This is a genomic window from Streptococcus sp. 3613 (assembly GCF_013277375.1).
Taxonomy (GTDB): domain Bacteria; phylum Bacillota; class Bacilli; order Lactobacillales; family Streptococcaceae; genus Streptococcus; species Streptococcus pseudopneumoniae.
Genome location: NZ_VMMV01000024.1, coordinates 25,225 through 40,462, shown reverse-complemented (window position 1 = coordinate 40,462; position 15,238 = coordinate 25,225). Strand labels below are relative to the sequence as shown.

Here is a 15,238-nt window from a genome sequence, read left to right as displayed (position 1 = left end):
CCTCTAGTTTTTGTTTGCTTGGTATTGGTCGTAATATTTTTGTTTAATAGCGAGGTAATCAGAAAGTCCGTATTTTTCAAGTTCTTTCTTGTAAGCATCCCACTCAGCATCAATATTGCCATTTACAATCCATTCAGCGCGCTTGCGGTAGATATAGTCATTCATATCTGCCTCGATATGGGCAATCTTGTCCAAATCTTCCTGTGTCATAAAGACTCTTGGATAGTTATTGTCATTGCTCATGTAAGGAACATAATATTCTTTGATAAGATCCAAACGCCATTTGGCATCGTCAGGCATAGTTGTCACTTTACCATAGTATGAATCTAGGATAGCTAGTGGTCCTCCTACTTCAGTCTTTTGACGAAGTTCTGCTGGTGCAGTTCCGTTTAGTGGTAAGTGTTTGAGGCTGTTAGTTGCTTGGTCAAATTCAAAGATGTTTTGTTGTTTGTCATCTCCGTAAGTTCCCCAGTTATTTTGCACAGATTGGAGTGGAGCGTATTGTGCATCAATCCATTTAGCTGTCAATTCTAGGTTTTTGTTTACACTAGTAATAACCATCTTGTCACGCGCAAATCCCATACCGTTTGTACGAGCTACGTGTTTTTGACCACTTGGCCCAGCAAGTACTGGTAAAACATCATAACTTTCGTTACTTCCAGTAACATTACTCTTATCCCATGTAAAGTAAACACCAAATTTCTGATCATGACCTTTAGCAATGTAACTATTCCAATCATGTTCAAAAGCTTCTTTATCAATCAAGCCTTTTTCTTGCAATTGACGGATAAATTTGACACCTTCTTTATAGTTATCATTATCTGCTGTGAAGTCAACTTTGCCATCATTTCCAACTACTAAATGATCATCGTTATCCCCTATACCAAATGCAGCAAATAGGAATTTAAAATCTTCGTTTCCGTTACCACTAATAAATGTGAATGGAATTTCATCAGCCTCTCCATTTCCATTTGGATCCCCGTTTTTGAAAGCTTCTAGGACTTTAATCAGATCATCCGTAGTTTTTGGCATTTCAAGACCAAGTTTCTTAAGCCAATCTTTGTTAATCCAAGCCATATCGTTGACACTATGAATAGACTCTTTACCAGCTCCAAGCTCTTCAATCCATGGGAATGAGTAAATGTGCCCATCAGGTGCTGTCATCAAGGCCTTGTATTCTGGTTTCTCATCCAAAATTTTCTTAAGATTTGGCATGTATTTATCAATCAAATCTTCAACTGGAATAATAACACCTTTTTTAGCCCAGTTCATCAAGTCCACATCTGAAGCTCCGTCGTTGTGGATAGCATCTGGTAAATCACCACTAGAAATATCCAAGTTACGTTTTTCTGCAAAGTCGGATTGGTAGTTGGTCCAGTCAATATGAACGCCAGTTTCCTTCTCCAAACGTTGCAAAATTAACTTTTCATTTGGATCTTTGGGAGCTAACGGTGAACTGGCTGTCATAAACTTCAATGTTTTCTTTTCTTGAAGCGGGAATGTTACACCTTCCAACTTATAATCTGGACTTGAAGCTGTATTTTTTGAGCCACAGGCTGCAAGTACTGCTAAACTAGCTGTCAACAAAACTGCTGATTTTGAGAATGTTTTGAATTTCATGAGAAATCTCCTTTTATTTTTTCTTTTTTATCCTTTAAGTGAACCAGCCATAATTCCTTTATCAAAGTATTTTTGGAAGAATGGATACATAACAATCAATGGCAAGCTGGAAATGACAATAGTTGCGTATTTAATCAATTCAGCTAAACGTTTCATTTCATTCATAGCCGCTTGTGCTCCAATCATGTCTTGACCTGGTTGGCTCTGAATGAGAATTTTACGAAGTACAAGTTGCAATGGTTCCAAATTTGGATCCTTGATATAAATCATTGCATCAAAGTATGAGTTCCACTGGCCGACAAAAGCATAGAGGAAGAGAACAAACATAATTGGTTTTGCAAGAGGAAGCATGATTTTGAAGAAAATCTGTAAATCATTTGCACCATCAATGACGGCTGCTTCTACCAATTCTTCAGGCAATCCTTGGAAATAGGCCCTAGCAAGAATAATATTCCAAACATTGACAGCACCGGGAACGATGATAGCCCATGGAGTATTGAGCATTCCCAAATCTTTTACCAGCAAGTAAGTTGGGACTAAACCACCACCAAAGAACATGGTCACAATCAAGAAGTAGTTAATCCAACGGCGCCCTACCAAGTCTTTCTTAGAAAGAGGATAAGCTGTAAACACAGATAGCAAGACTGTTAAAGCCGCAAAGCCAAAAGAGTATAGTAGAGAATTGATAAAACCTCTTAGAATAGATTGGTCACTGAATACACGCTGGTAACCTTCTACCGTCCAATCGGCTGGATTAAAGCTAATTCCTCTACTAACCAGAACCTTAGGATCCATAAAGGATGCTACGACGATATAAAGTAAAGGAAGCAAACTCATCAAAACGATAAAGACAATAATGATTTTATTTAAGAGTAAGATACGTCTATCAAATTTTGTATCCATAATCGAATTTTTCATACTTTCCTCCTTAAATTCCTTCACCATTATTCATGCGTTTAACGATTTGGTTAACTGCAACAAGCAATACTACGTTAATCACTGCATTAAACAAACCAACCGCTGTTGAGTAAGAATAGTCTCCTGATACAAGACCAACTTTATAGACATATGTAGAGATAATTTCAGAAGTTGGCAAGTTTAACGATGTCTGCATTAAGAATGCTTTTTCATAACCGACATTCATAATTCCACCTGCAGCTAAAACAAATTGGATAACCATAATAGGCTTAAGAGCTGGAATATCAATGTGCCAGATTCGTTGGAAGATATTAGCTCCATCCAGTCGGGCTGCTTCTACTAAGGCTGGATCTACATTTACTAATGTTGCTGTGTAGAGCGTTGAAGCCCAGCCCATTCCTTGCCAGATACCACTAAAGATGTATAAAGGTCTAAAGAAGTCTGGATTTGTCAAGAAGTCAGCCTTGATTCCAAACATAGAGAGAAAATTGTTAATTGGTCCTCCCACTGAAAAGAAAAGGAAAATCATACCGACAATAACAACGACTGAGATAAAGTTTGGTGCGTATAAAATGAGCTGAATTCGTTTTTTGACTTTTTCACTCAAGAGTTGATTGAGCATAATAGCAAGAATGATTGGTGGTAAAAAGCCAAGCAATAAACCATATATACTTAATTTTAAAGTATTGGCTAACAAGATACCAAAGTTGGGAGAGGATATGAATTTTGTAAACTCAGAAAAACCAATCCAATCACTCCCTAAAATTCCTTTTAAGGGATTATAATCTTTAAATGCGATTAAAACCCCATACATAGGAATGTATTTAAAGATAAAGGTTAAAACTAAACCAGGGACAGTCATCAATAACAAGAGTTTTTGTTTCTTGATTCTTTCCCAAAGAGAAACTTGCTTCGCTTTGCTATTCATAGCAACCTCCTTTTTGAAACGTTTCATTTTTGTCTGAAAAAGATAGCGCTTGGCGCTGTCTATTTATTTCTTTTTTGAAACGTTTCATTTTTGTTCTAAAAAATAAATCCTTTTTATCTGAATTCATTCTATCATTGATAGCGCTTTCTGTCAAGACTTATTTTCATTTTTTGTTGTTTTTCCTTCAACAAATTTTACTGGTAGGATTGTCTGCAAATTAACAGTCTTTCCATCAAGAATATCAAACAAAATCCGAACCGCTTCTTTGGCCATTTCTTCCAAAGGTTGTTCAATAGTTGAAAGTAGATAATCTCTATCTCCAGCCATTTTAATTCCATCGTATCCAATAATTTGGACATCATGAGGAATACATTTGCCATTTTTTTCTAGTATATCAATAACATCTAAAGCTGCAAAGTCGTTAATTGTAAAAATTCCATCTATAGAAGAATTTTCTTCCAAGAAACTCTCTAGCTTCCCATGATAGTCAGTAACTGTCTCATCCAAATCAAAAATACTAAGAGGTATTTTATGCTCTTGGACATACTTTTCAAAGGAAATTCTACGACGTTTGGTTTCATTAATGGTTGTATTATGTCCGCCCACAAAGGCTAAATGCTGACATCCTTTACTAATTAATTGTTTAGCTGCTTCTCTTCCACCTGCATCATTATCTGATGAAACACAAGGAATGGCAATATCTGAGTATGTACGGTCAATACTGACAAATGGAATTCCTGACGACAGGTAATGTTCAATTGGACTATAGGTAATAGCAACCACTCCATCAACTTTATTATGACGCAACATCTCCAGATAGTCTTGCTCTCTATTTGTACCATTTATAGAACATAATAGTAATTTATTATTCCTCTTATAGACTTCATTTTCCACATGCATAGCAAATTCTGAAAAGAAGGGATGCCAGATACTTGGTACAATGATTGCAATCGTTTCTGTTCGATTTTTTTTCATTCCTCTAGCGTAGTAATCTGGAATGTAATTCAAGGTTTTAATTGCTTGTTCCACTTTTTTCAAGGTTACTTCTTTAATGCCTTTTTCTTTATTAATTACACGTGAAACTGTTCCAACACTAACTCCTGCTTCTAAAGCAACATCTTTCATGGTAATTGATTTTCTTTGTTCTACCATATTATCACCTCCTTTCAATATATAGTATCATGCAAACGCTTTTTTAGCAACTATTTCTCAATCATTTTTATCCAGATCATTCCCCCATCATGGATAAAATCACTCCAATTGGCTTCCTAAAATCCCTTCAATTTCATATATAGGAATCTACCTACCACAGGAAAAGACTTTGTTTCTTCCTATCTCTGCTTTTTCATGATGTATTTTCGTACAGGTGCTTCAATAGTTTGAACGATTTCAAATCCTTCTTTTTGGTAAAGATTCTGAGCTCTTTGATTTGCCTCGAAGATATTTAGAGAAATACTATCTATGTCTCCATTTTCAAAGGCCAAACTAACAAATTTCCTTAAAGCCTGACTACCTAAGCCTTGCCCCTGTTTCTGAGGATTGATAAAAAATCTTCCAATATGAAGATTGCTGTCTTCTAGCCTGATTTTCTGGATAAGCCCGACAAACTCTTGTCCTTCAAAGATTGAAAAGATTCCTTCCAACTCTTGCAAGACTTGAATTGTCAAGGGAAAAGGAATCATTGTTCCCATCCATTGTTCTTGAAATGATTTGCCTAGGGAGTTGGACCATTGGCGTACGCGTTGAGCGTTTTCTATACTCACCTTTTCTTCAAAACGAATTGTCATCTTTTCCTCCCCATCTTATCTATGTTTCTCCATTATACTACTTCTCCCATTTTTTACGAATAGATAAGTATGATTGATTTTTATTTTTTTCTTGTCGGGAGCATTCTCGCTTCCTTTCTTGGTTTGGTCATTGACCGTTTTCCAGAGCAATCCATTATCAGTCCAGCTAGTCACTGCGATTCCTGTCAGACTCCCTTGCGTCCCTTAGATTTGATCCCGATTCTCTCGCAGGTGCTCAATCGCTTTCACTGTCGCTACTGCAAGGCTCCTTATCCAGTCTGGTATGCCCTTTTGGAACTAGGCTTAGGTCTCCTCTTTCTGGCTTGGTCTTGGGGATTACTTTCCTTGAGTCAAGTCATCCTAATCACTGCTGGTTTGACCTTGGGCATCTACGACTTTCACCATCAGGAATATCCCCTACTGGTCTGGATGATTTTCCACCTAATCCTAATGGTCTGCTCTGGCTGGAATCTAGTCATGGTCTTCTTCCTTGCCCTTGGAATTTTAGCTCATTTTATCGATATCCGCATGGGCGCAGGGGATTTTCTCTTTTTGGCTTCTTGCGCTCTCGTCTTTAGTGCGACAGAATTACTCATCTTGATTCAGTTTGCTTCTGCGGCGGGGATTCTAGCCTTTCTCCTGCAAAAGAAAAAGGAAAGACTTCCTTTTGTGCCTTTCCTCTTGCTTGCTGCTTGTGTGATTATTTTTGGTAAGCTACTGCTTGTTTGATAAAGTCCAATTTCTGCCATATGTCCTTCATGAAATTATTTCACAGTTGAATTATAAATTATTTCTTTTGTACAAAGGAATGATGTTATCAAATCGATCTGTTCTTTTATCTTCTTGATACTGATCAAAAAATTTCATTTCGACTGAAAATATTTCGCTTATAAACTGTAAACGAATACTTTGTTTAGACATTATAGTCGCTAGACTGACTAGATGATTACTCAAAACGACGTCCAGGATACTCTTTACTTTGCTTGGTTTTTTTACAAAAATTTGATCATCCAAAGGTTCAATCATTTTGTAACCTTTTTGCGCAATTTGACGATAAAAGTAAGAATGTTGCTTTGGAGTCAATAATCCTAACTTAAAAGCTCGATACTCTAAAGCCTGTATCGAAACATTCAAATCCGACTTCAATAAAATATAACTATCAGGATTGCTGACACGCTTGCCAACCCTCTCTTCAAATTTGACTAAAAACTCTTCTTTTGGCAATAAAAAACATGATGCAAAATAATTTGCTTCTTGCTCCAAACGATCGCCATCTTCATTCATATCTTTATATTTGTGTAAAAGAATATGTCCTAGCTCATGAGCTAAGTCAAAATTTCGACGTACAGATGATTTATTCGTTCCCAACACAATATAAGGTCTTCCCAATTTTGACCATGCGCTATAAGCATCAGCTTGGCCATTAATTAATCGTTCCACGATATAGATGCCTGAACGTTCTAATTTATAAAGCAAATCATGATTATCTTTTGAAATACCTAATTTTTCCCTGGCATAAAGAGCCAATTCCTCAATGGATTCTCCCTTATGATAAGATTCACTCACTACATTACTTAGGTCATGAATTGTAATATTAGGTATAATTACAAAACTTTCAAAATAATCAATCAAACTATCTACCTTATGTAAATACATAGTTTGAATATCTATTGTTTTCCGTGTTGCTAGGTCTGCATTTCTAAAGGCAATTACAGAAGAATCAAATCGAATACTTTCTTCTTCTTGTTCAAAATAAGTTAAATCAACATGAAATTGGTTGGCCAAATGCATTTTGGTTGATAATTTAGGTTTCGTTTCGTTGGACTCAAACTGCCAAATGGCTTGTTCCGTTAAATCAATTCTCTGAGCTAATTCTGCTCTACTTAAACCATTTAACAGCCGTAATTCTTTCAATACCCGACCATTAAACATTTACATACTCCTTACTACTTTTGACCTTCTTGTTTTTCTATTCTTGGAATAATTTCAAAATCTTCTGTTTCCGATAATTCTGAAAAATTAGGAATATTTTGATATTTAGCTTCTTCGAAATGGTACGAACTTGATTGAATATACTCAGACAAATCTTGAATCAAGTGTAACTGACCAGTTCGTGCATCAGGCATAACAACATCTACAGATATAATATTGTTTTCTGAGTCCGCCTCATAAGTTAAAATCATAAATTTTTCGATATTCGAATTTTTAGTAGCTTGTTCAATTTCTTGAATCATTTCATCAGAAACTAACTCCATCTGAATTGGAAAAGAATGACTATCTTCATCATTTTTATAGGAAGAATGTTGATTAAGATAAAGTGTATTCATCTGAGCATATTCAAATAAGTAGCCACTCTTATTTTTTTGTACCAAAGGAAATTGGTTCGTAAGTCGCTTCTTACCCTTTATAATTAACAATACTTTCCCATATTTTTCTGTATTTGTTTCAAATTCTAAATATCCCCAAGTCTGTCCTGCTAATTTTAATTTATACTCAAACAAATCTGCTGATGCAAATGCAGTATCAATATGATTAGGTCGCGTCCATGCATAACCATTCGACACTATCATGGTCTCTCTTTTTTCTATACGTTCATCTACATAATCTTTTTGCCCTTTCATCAAAGTATCTACAATTTTTTGTGCCTCAAGCGAATCAAAGAGATCCTGATTCAACATAATTCTTCCTCCTTCAAATTCTTTTTAATGAATTATATCATTTTCTTAAAGAAATTACTACAATAATTAGCTTTTTCTTAAAGTTGCAATATCAGAGTAATTTAGAAAATTATATCTTCTATAGTAAAATCAATTAAAAACTGAACAAATTTATTGGGAAATTCAAATCACTTTCTTAAAATATTTTAGGAATCATAATGTACTATTCCAGATTCAATTCATTATAAAACTAGCCTTTCTCCTACAAAAGAAAAAGGAAAGACTTCCTTTCGTGCCTTTCCTCTTGCTTGCTGCTTGTGTAATTATTTTTGGTAAGCTACTGCTTGTTTGATAAAGTCCTCAATCTGCTCTCCTTGGTGGAGAGCTTTTACGATTTTTGAACCGACGATAACGCCATCTGACACTGCATTAAAGCGTTCTACATCGGCTTGACTAGATACGCCAAATCCTGTCAAGACTGGGATATCGGCCACTTGATGAAGTTGTGCCAAGTGCTTGTCCAAATCTGCGCGGTAATTGCCTGATTTCCCTGTCACCCCGTTGATAGCAACAGCATAGACGAAGCCTTCTGCCCCTTCAATCAACTCTTTCTGACGCTCAATCCCTGTGGTCAAGCTTACTAAAGGAATCAAAGCAATGTCTGTATCTGCCAAATAAGGCTCCACAAAGTTGGCATGCTCATGAGGCAGGTCTGGGATAATCAATCCCTTAACGGCTGTATCGGCCAAATCTTTGACAAATTTCTCAACACCGTACTGAAAGAGGGGGTTGAAGTAGGTCATGATGACCAGTGGCACTCCTGTTTGAATGGTTTTCAAGGTTTCAACCAGAGCCTGGGTTGAAGTTCCGTGAGCTAGACTTCGCAAACCAGCTTCTTCGATAACAGGTCCATCTGCAACAGGGTCAGAAAAGGGAATGCCCACTTCAATAGCTGAAACACCCAAATCTTCTAAAAAGTGGATTGTTTCACCGAGACCATCCAAGCCTTTCTCATGGTCTCCAGCCATGATATAAGGAACAAAAATTCCTTTTCCAGCTGCTTTGATGGCATTCAATTTTTCTGTTAGTGTCTTAGGCATGAGTTTCTCCCTTCTTTGCTGCATCTGCTTCCAAGCGGTCTTTGACTTGAACCACATCCTTGTCCCCACGACCTGATAGACAGACAATCATGGACTTGTCTGGACCGAGTTCTTTGGCCAATTTCACCGCAAAAGCGATAGCATGGCTAGATTCCAAGGCTGGGATAATCCCTTCCACACGAGACAAGAGTTGGAATCCTTCCAAGGCTTCTTCGTCTGTCACAGGAACATAGCTGGCACGTTTAATATCGTGATAGTGAGAATGTTCTGGACCGATACCAGGATAGTCCAAACCTGCTGAAATAGAGAAGGCTTCAAGAATTTGACCATGGGCATCTTGGAGCACATCCATGAGAGAACCGTGAAGAACACCAGGACGACCCTTGGTCAAGGTAGCTGCGTGGTGCTCCGTATCCACACCAAGCCCTGCTGCTTCAGCTCCATACATAGCTACAGATTCATCTTCTACAAAGGGATGGAAGAGACCAATGGCATTCGACCCACCACCAACACAGGCTACTAGAGCATCTGGCAGATCCCGACCTGTCAAGTCGCGATACTGTTGTTTAGCTTCTCGACCGATGACACTTTGGAAGTCACGGACGATTTCTGGGAATGGATGAGGCCCCAAGGCAGAACCAAGGATATAGTGGGTATCATCGATATTAGCCACCCATGAACGAAGGGCTGCATTGACCGCATCCTTGAGCACGCGCGAACCATCAGTTACAGCCTCGACCTTGGCTCCCAAAAGCTCCATACGGAAGACATTAAGGGCTTGGCGTTTGACATCTTCCTCACCCATGTAGATAGTACATTCCATGTTAAAGAGGGCTGCAGCAGTTGCAGTTGCCACACCGTGCTGACCAGCACCTGTTTCAGCGATAATTTTCTTTTTACCCATGCGTTTAGCCAGAAGAACTTGTCCCAAGGCATTGTTAATCTTGTGGGCCCCTGTATGGTTAAGGTCTTCACGTTTAAGATAAATCTTGGCTCCGCCGATATGTTGAGTCAAGTTTTTTGCGTAGTAAAGGGGAGTTTCACGTCCTACATACTGACGTAAGAGTTGGTTTAATTCCTCTTGGAAACTTGGGTCTGCCTGACTTTCACGGTAGGCCTTTTCCAACTCCAAAACTGCTGTCATCAATGTTTCTGGGACGAAACGTCCGCCGAATTTTCCGTAAAATCCATCTTTATTTGGTTCTTGATATGCCATTCTTTACCCTCTCTATAAATCTTCTAATCTTTTTATGATCTTTTTGTCCATCTGTCTCCACTCCGCTTGATACATCTACTGCATAGGGAGTAAAGTGTTGAATTGCTTTTACTACATTGTCTTCATTAAGCCCACCTGCGATAAAGAAAGGCTGAGGTAATCCAGTCGTATCCAGTTGAGCCCAGTCAAAGGTCTGGCCACTCCCAGCCACAGGGGCATCAAAGAGTAGATAGTCTGCCTGAGAATTGGGCACATGACCCTCTCCATCCACCTGCACAGCCTGAATACTGGCACAAGGCAAATTCTCAAACAAATCATCTGCCACCTGGCCGTGAACCTGAACCAAGTCCAAGCCAACTTTGTCAATCGCTTCTAGCAGTTCTGCCCGACTTGGTGAAACAAATACGCCAACCTTCTTAACATTAGCAGGAATGGGCTTTGCCAGCTCAGCAGCATCTTCCAAAGTCACCTGTCTTTTACTAGGTGCGAAGACAAAACCGATGTAGTCTACTCCTGCTGAAATGGCTGTCTCTACCGCTTCTGTGGTCGATAGTCCACAAATCTTAACCTTTGTCAATCTGCAACTCCTTGATTCTCTGGGCCACATCTTCTGCCTGCATGAGAGCTGTCCCTACCAAAATTCCGTTAAAATATGGTGCTACTCGTTCCGCATCCTGCCCTGTGAAAATGGCAGATTCAGAAATGTAATAGCGACCTTCCTCAAAGTAAGGGGCTAAATCTACACTGGTCTGCAAGTCGACCTCAAAGGTAGTCAAGTTGCGGTTGTTGACCCCGATAATCTCAGCACCAAGTCTGTGGGCTACCTCTAGTTCAGCTAGATTGTGAGTCTCCACTAAGACTTCCAGACCAAGCTCTGTCGCGTAGTCATACAGTTCCTTGAGGCGTTCTTCGGACAAGGCTGCCACAATGAGCAAGATAACTGTCGCACCTGCATTGCGAGCGCGGATGATTTGCTTTTCATCGATGATAAAGTCTTTGTTGAGCGTCGGAATCTCTACCTGACTGGAAATTTCCCGTAGATAATCCAAATGCCCTTTAAAGAAAACCTCATCTGTCAACACCGAAATCATCACTGCTCCGTTTTCTTCATAAGTCTGGGCCTGTTGCACAATATCCACATCGAGATTGATATCTCCCAAACTAGGGCTAGCTTTCTTAACTTCAGCGATTACCTGTAAACGGTCTTGGTGTTGTTTTAGATAGTCAGCCAAGCGATAGGTCTGGCGCAGGGGCTGGATTTCCTCCAGCTCCATCTGCTCCACCTCACGCGCCTTCTGCTCCAAGATTCGTGCTAAAAATTCCTGACTCATTTTTGGTACTCCTGTAACAGTCTGAGTTTTTCAAGGGCCTTGCCACTAGCAATGACTTGACGAGCTAAGGCAACTCCTTCCTTAATACTAGCTACCTTACCATTAGCATAGAAACCAAGACCAGCATTTAAGACTGTCGTTTCCAAGAATGGACTTGGTTCATTTTTAAGAACGCTAAGCAAAATTTCTGCATTTTCCTGAGCATTGCCTCCACGAATATCTTCGATAGCGTAGCCTTCCATTCCCAAATCCTCTGGAGTAAAGCTTGACAAGGTGATTTCGCCATTTTCAAGAAGAGCAATTTTGGTTGTTCCATTTAAACCAGCTTCATCCAATCCTTCTGGTCCAGCAACTATGATGGCACGTTTGCGACCCATATTTTTCAAAACCTGAGCTGTACTTTCTAGAAACTCTGGACGACTAATACCAAGAAGCTGTGTTTCCAAGGCCATTGGATGAATCAGTGGACCAGTCAAGTTCATGATCGTTGGAATTCCCAATTCCAAACGAGCTGGCATGATGTATTTCATTGCTGGGTGCATATTTTTTGCAAAGAGAAAGACAATTCCAGTTTTATCAAAGACCTTACCTAGTTCAGCTGGTTTGAGGTCTAAGTTGATACCCAAGGCTTCGAGAACATCTGCAGAACCAGATTTAGAAGAAATCGAGCGGTTACCGTGTTTTGCCATGTGAACACCACCACCAGCCAAGACAAAGGCTGCAGTTGTGGAGATGTTAAAGCTGAAAGACTTGTCTCCACCTGTACCGCAGTTGTCCATGGCATCATGAATCTCAGTTGGAATATGTTGGGCATATCCTCTCATGACTTGGGCAATGGCTGTGCGTTCTTCAGGTGTTTCCCCCTTCATCTTAAGAGCTAAGAGGAGAGAAGCAATCTGCGCTTCAGTTACACGCCCAGTTACGATACGCTCAATGACATCCGTCATTTCCACACCTGATAAATTTTCAAATTTTGCTAGTTTTTCAATAATCTCTTTCATCCTAGTTTCCTCACTTTACAACCTTCTCGATAAAATTCCGAATAGAAGACAAGCCGTCTGGCGTTCCAATGCTCTCTGGATGGTACTGGAAGCCATAAATCGGTAGGTTTTTATGTTGAATCCCCATGATGGCTTGGTCATCAGTCGAACGAGCTGTCACTTCAAAGTCTTCTGGCATTTCCTCAATCAAAATACTGTGATAACGCATGACCGCACGTCCTTCCTCAATACCTTGATACAAAACAGATGGCGCTTCAAAGCTGATATTGCTCTGTTTCCCATGCATGACTTTTGGAGCCAAACCTAGCTTACCACCAAAGACTTCTGCAATGGCTTGGTGGCCCAAACAAATCCCAAGAATCGGCTTCTTGCCTGCAAAATCACGAATCATGTCTTCCATCTTTCCAGCATCAACTGGCCAACCAGGACCAGGAGAAAAGACCAGACCATCTGCTTTTTCAGCTTCTTCATACAGCTTGGAATCATCATTTCTCAGAACCTGAACTTCTGCAAAATTCCCAATGTATTGGGCCAAGTTATAGGTAAAAGAATCATAGTTGTCAATCAATAAAATCATGGTCTTAGTTCTCCAATTCTAGTCATAGATTTTGCTTTGTTAATGGTTTCTTGGTATTCGTTTTGGGCGATAGAGTCGTAGACAATCCCTGCCCCAGCCTGCACATAGGCTCTTTGATTTTTGAGAATCATGGTTCGGATGGCAATGGCCAAATCCATATCACCCGTCGCAGACAAGTAGCCGATTGCTCCTGCATATACGCCCCGTTTTTCCGTTTCCAGTTCATAGATGCGTCTCATCGCCCGAATCTTTGGTGCTCCAGAAACGGTTCCAGCAGGAAGTGTAGCTTTCAAGGCATCCATGGCCGTGAGTTCTGGAAGCAAACGCCCCTTGACCACGCTGGTCAAATGCATGACGTAGCGGAAGAGCTCCACCTTCATATACTTAGTAACTTGGACACTGGCCGTTTCAGAGATGCGGCCAATATCGTTACGCCCCAAGTCTACCAACATTCGATGTTCTGCTGTTTCCTTCTCATCAGAGAGGAGGTCAGTCGCCAAGGTCTTGTCTTCTTCATCCGTAGCCCCTCTTGGTCGCGTCCCTGCAATCGGATTGGTTGTCACGATGCCATTTTTGACAGAAACTAAACTTTCTGGACTAGCTCCGATGATTTGATAATCCCCAAAATCATAGAAATAAAGGTAATTAGAAGGATTAGTCACGCGGAGATTTCTGTAAAAGTCAAATGGATTTCCAGTAACTTCTGCTGAGAAGCGCTGACTGAGTACACATTGGAACATATCTCCGTTACGAATCAAGTCACGAGCGGTTTCCACCATTTCCTCAAACTTCTGAGGAGCGATATGGGGTTTGAAGTCTAACGGAGATAGATCCAAGTCTTCAAATTCATTTGGAGCAGGAATGCGTAATTCCTCAAGCACTTGGTTCAAGGATTTTTCCAAGGCCTCTTGACTGCGCTCACTATAGAGAGAATCCTCGATGACATGGATTTTTTCCTTCTTGTGGTCAAAGACCATGTAGCTCTCATAAACAAAGAAATGCATGTCTGGCGTCCCAATTGTATCTTCAGGAATTTGACCAATTTCTTCATAAAGCGAAATCATATCGTAACCAACAAAACCAATTGCCCCACCACCAAAAGGTAGCTCTGAATGGTGCTGGCTCTTATGAGTCACTTCATAAAGAAAATCCAAGGGATCCCGATCAATCACTTGACCATTTTGATAAAGAACTCCATTTTCAAACTTAATCTCAAAAACTGGATTATAGGCTAAGATAGAAAAACGAGCTGTTTCCTTGTCTCTCGGAATACTCTCTAAGATAGCCTTGTGTTGCCCCTTTAGGCGCATATAAGCCAAGATTGGTGATAAGACATCTCCATGAATAATTCGTTCCATTGTAATTTCCCTTTCAGTTCCTTATTTTTAATTTTTTATCTTTTTTCTATTTCCCTTAAATAGTGCGGACGGGAGGTAAAATTATCCAGTGGATGATTTTAGAAATCCAGGAAATGAAAGACCTAATTTTTGAGCTCCTCGCTCATTCATTTCTAGGCTCAGGCTAAAATAGTTCCCCGAACTATTTTACTCTCAAAAATTCCGTCCTATAGAAGCATCTTTGCTTCTCTAAGATACCACTATGGCGGGAAACAGCTTTTAGAAACTCACTTCGTTCGTAAATATTCTATAACGACCTATTTATTGAAAATATTTAAAAAATTAATCGCAATATCTGCGATAAATATATAAAAATCCCCACGCAAAATAACTTGCGTGAGGACGAAATTCGCGGTGCCACCTCAATTATAGGATTTCTCCTATCTCTCATTCCTGTCTCAGAAACCTCCTGTAACAGGCTGTGCGATAAAGGGCACTCCCTTGAGAATTATGTTTTCTTCTCTCGTTTCAGATGGACCCAACCTTACAGTTTTCTCTGCTTGTTTTCAGCAACCACAAGCTCTCTGTGAGAGAAAGGACTGTAATTTTTCCATCTTTTATTTTTTAGCTTCTAGGTAGTCTGCAATCGCAGCTAGGTCCTTGTCTCCACGACCAGAGACATTGATGAAGAGATGTTCATCTCGGTACACCTTTATACTCTTCGAAAATCTCTTCAAACCGCGTCAACTTCACCTTGCCGTAGGTA

16 protein-coding genes, 1 pseudogene and 1 other annotated feature are annotated in these 15,238 nt (G+C 39.6%); of the genes and pseudogenes, 2 read left to right on the top strand and 15 right to left on the bottom strand.

From position 1 onward, the window contains the following. Nucleotides 1-3 precede the first annotated feature (3 nt). The 6 genes from HT708_RS02875 to HT708_RS02855 all read right to left on the bottom strand — a co-directional run bounded on the left by HT708_RS02875 (nt 4) and on the right by HT708_RS02855 (nt 5,253). Complete coding sequence (locus HT708_RS02875; RefSeq protein WP_172925952.1) at nt 4-1,620, bottom strand: ABC transporter substrate-binding protein; 1,617 nt, start codon at nt 1,618-1,620, stop codon at nt 4-6. Nucleotides 1,621-1,647: 27 nt separating this feature from the next. Next, entirely contained in the window at nt 1,648-2,538 is an 891-nt protein-coding gene (locus HT708_RS02870) for a carbohydrate ABC transporter permease (protein ID WP_172925951.1), read from the bottom strand. A 10-nt stretch (nt 2,539-2,548) separates the two neighbouring features. Then, nucleotides 2,549-3,466: a sugar ABC transporter permease gene (locus HT708_RS02865; RefSeq protein WP_045605839.1), complete on the bottom strand. Its 918-nt coding sequence runs from the start codon at nt 3,464-3,466 to the stop codon at nt 2,549-2,551. Continuing rightward, nucleotides 3,459-3,620, bottom strand: a complete 162-nt coding sequence (locus tag HT708_RS11595) for a hypothetical protein (protein WP_205380755.1) — start codon at nt 3,618-3,620, stop codon at nt 3,459-3,461. Before HT708_RS11595 ends, HT708_RS02865 begins: the two co-directional genes overlap by 8 nt. Beyond that, nucleotides 3,617-4,618, bottom strand: a complete 1,002-nt coding sequence (locus HT708_RS02860) for a LacI family DNA-binding transcriptional regulator (protein ID WP_172925950.1) — start codon at nt 4,616-4,618, stop codon at nt 3,617-3,619. The genes HT708_RS11595 and HT708_RS02860 overlap by 4 nt, the downstream gene beginning before the upstream one ends. 179 nt (nt 4,619-4,797) lie before the next feature. Then, entirely contained in the window at nt 4,798-5,253 is a 456-nt protein-coding gene (locus HT708_RS02855) for a GNAT family N-acetyltransferase (protein ID WP_172925949.1), read from the bottom strand. A 69-nt stretch (nt 5,254-5,322) separates the two neighbouring features. Here HT708_RS02855 and HT708_RS02850 point away from each other — a divergent pair, with 69 nt between their 5' ends. Next, complete coding sequence (locus HT708_RS02850; RefSeq protein WP_172925948.1) at nt 5,323-5,982, top strand: A24 family peptidase; 660 nt, start codon at nt 5,323-5,325, stop codon at nt 5,980-5,982. Nucleotides 5,983-6,033: 51 nt separating this feature from the next. Here HT708_RS02850 and HT708_RS02845 read toward each other — a convergent pair whose 3' ends face one another. Both HT708_RS02845 and HT708_RS02840 read right to left on the bottom strand, forming a co-directional pair. Continuing rightward, on the bottom strand, nt 6,034-7,185 hold the full coding sequence (locus HT708_RS02845; protein ID WP_130886591.1) for an XRE family transcriptional regulator: 1,152 nt from the start codon (nt 7,183-7,185) through the stop codon (nt 6,034-6,036). 14 nt (nt 7,186-7,199) lie between these two features. Beyond that, the gene (locus HT708_RS02840) at nt 7,200-7,931 is read right to left on the bottom strand and encodes a hypothetical protein (RefSeq protein ID WP_071478875.1); all 732 of its coding nucleotides are present in this window, start codon (nt 7,929-7,931) and stop codon (nt 7,200-7,202) included. Nucleotides 7,932-8,160: 229 nt separating this feature from the next. On the opposite strand from HT708_RS02840, the pseudogene HT708_RS02835 reads away from it, so the two are divergent. Continuing rightward, nucleotides 8,161-8,262 (top strand): annotated as a pseudogene (locus HT708_RS02835) (prepilin peptidase); the annotation flags it as partial. Here the strand turns inward: HT708_RS02835 and trpA are convergent. Genes trpA through trpE form a run of 7 tightly spaced genes read right to left on the bottom strand, consistent with a single transcriptional unit; the run spans nt 8,234 to nt 14,493 of the window. Further along, nucleotides 8,234-9,010, bottom strand: coding sequence for a tryptophan synthase subunit alpha (gene trpA, locus HT708_RS02830; protein WP_172925947.1), 777 nt, complete (start codon nt 9,008-9,010; stop codon nt 8,234-8,236). The pseudogene HT708_RS02835 and the gene trpA overlap by 29 nt on opposite strands. Further along, nucleotides 9,003-10,226: a tryptophan synthase subunit beta gene (trpB, locus tag HT708_RS02825; protein WP_172925946.1), complete on the bottom strand. Its 1,224-nt coding sequence runs from the start codon at nt 10,224-10,226 to the stop codon at nt 9,003-9,005. Before trpB ends, trpA begins: the two co-directional genes overlap by 8 nt. Further along, nucleotides 10,204-10,803 carry a phosphoribosylanthranilate isomerase gene (locus HT708_RS02820; protein ID WP_172925945.1) on the bottom strand — a complete coding sequence of 200 codons (600 nt, stop codon included), beginning with the start codon at nt 10,801-10,803 and terminating at the stop codon, nt 10,204-10,206. Before HT708_RS02820 ends, trpB begins: the two co-directional genes overlap by 23 nt. Then, nucleotides 10,790-11,557, bottom strand: coding sequence for an indole-3-glycerol phosphate synthase TrpC (trpC, locus tag HT708_RS02815; protein WP_172925944.1), 768 nt, complete (start codon nt 11,555-11,557; stop codon nt 10,790-10,792). The genes HT708_RS02820 and trpC overlap by 14 nt, the downstream gene beginning before the upstream one ends. Continuing rightward, nucleotides 11,554-12,558, bottom strand: a complete 1,005-nt coding sequence (gene trpD / locus HT708_RS02810) for an anthranilate phosphoribosyltransferase (RefSeq protein WP_172925943.1) — start codon at nt 12,556-12,558, stop codon at nt 11,554-11,556. The genes trpC and trpD overlap by 4 nt, the downstream gene beginning before the upstream one ends. 10 nt (nt 12,559-12,568) lie before the next feature. Then, the gene (locus HT708_RS02805; RefSeq protein ID WP_172925942.1) at nt 12,569-13,135 is read right to left on the bottom strand and encodes an aminodeoxychorismate/anthranilate synthase component II; all 567 of its coding nucleotides are present in this window, start codon (nt 13,133-13,135) and stop codon (nt 12,569-12,571) included. Beyond that, the gene (gene trpE / locus HT708_RS02800; RefSeq protein WP_172925941.1) at nt 13,132-14,493 is read right to left on the bottom strand and encodes an anthranilate synthase component I; all 1,362 of its coding nucleotides are present in this window, start codon (nt 14,491-14,493) and stop codon (nt 13,132-13,134) included. Before trpE ends, HT708_RS02805 begins: the two co-directional genes overlap by 4 nt. A 374-nt stretch (nt 14,494-14,867) precedes the next feature. Then, nucleotides 14,868-15,099, bottom strand: a binding site (T-box leader). Nucleotides 15,100-15,238: the final 139 nt, after the last annotated feature.

Coding starts and splice junctions, on each gene's coding strand:
- HT708_RS02875 (WP_172925952.1), bottom strand. CDS start 1,620: ATGAAATTCAAAACATTCTCAAAATCAGCAGTTTTGTTGACAGCTAGT.
- HT708_RS02870 (WP_172925951.1), bottom strand. CDS start 2,538: ATGAAAAATTCGATTATGGATACAAAATTTGATAGACGTATCTTACTC.
- HT708_RS02865 (WP_045605839.1), bottom strand. CDS start 3,466: ATGAATAGCAAAGCGAAGCAAGTTTCTCTTTGGGAAAGAATCAAGAAA.
- HT708_RS02860 (WP_172925950.1), bottom strand. CDS start 4,618: ATGGTAGAACAAAGAAAATCAATTACCATGAAAGATGTTGCTTTAGAA.
- HT708_RS02855 (WP_172925949.1), bottom strand. CDS start 5,253: ATGACAATTCGTTTTGAAGAAAAGGTGAGTATAGAAAACGCTCAACGC.
- HT708_RS02850 (WP_172925948.1), top strand. CDS start 5,323: ATGATTGATTTTTATTTTTTTCTTGTCGGGAGCATTCTCGCTTCCTTT.
- HT708_RS02845 (WP_130886591.1), bottom strand. CDS start 7,185: ATGTTTAATGGTCGGGTATTGAAAGAATTACGGCTGTTAAATGGTTTA.
- HT708_RS02840 (WP_071478875.1), bottom strand. CDS start 7,931: ATGTTGAATCAGGATCTCTTTGATTCGCTTGAGGCACAAAAAATTGTA.
- trpA (WP_172925947.1), bottom strand. CDS start 9,010: ATGCCTAAGACACTAACAGAAAAATTGAATGCCATCAAAGCAGCTGGA.
- trpB (WP_172925946.1), bottom strand. CDS start 10,226: ATGGCATATCAAGAACCAAATAAAGATGGATTTTACGGAAAATTCGGC.
- trpC (WP_172925944.1), bottom strand. CDS start 11,557: ATGAGTCAGGAATTTTTAGCACGAATCTTGGAGCAGAAGGCGCGTGAG.
- trpD (WP_172925943.1), bottom strand. CDS start 12,558: ATGAAAGAGATTATTGAAAAACTAGCAAAATTTGAAAATTTATCAGGT.
- HT708_RS02805 (WP_172925942.1), bottom strand. CDS start 13,135: ATGATTTTATTGATTGACAACTATGATTCTTTTACCTATAACTTGGCC.
- trpE (WP_172925941.1), bottom strand. CDS start 14,493: ATGGAACGAATTATTCATGGAGATGTCTTATCACCAATCTTGGCTTAT.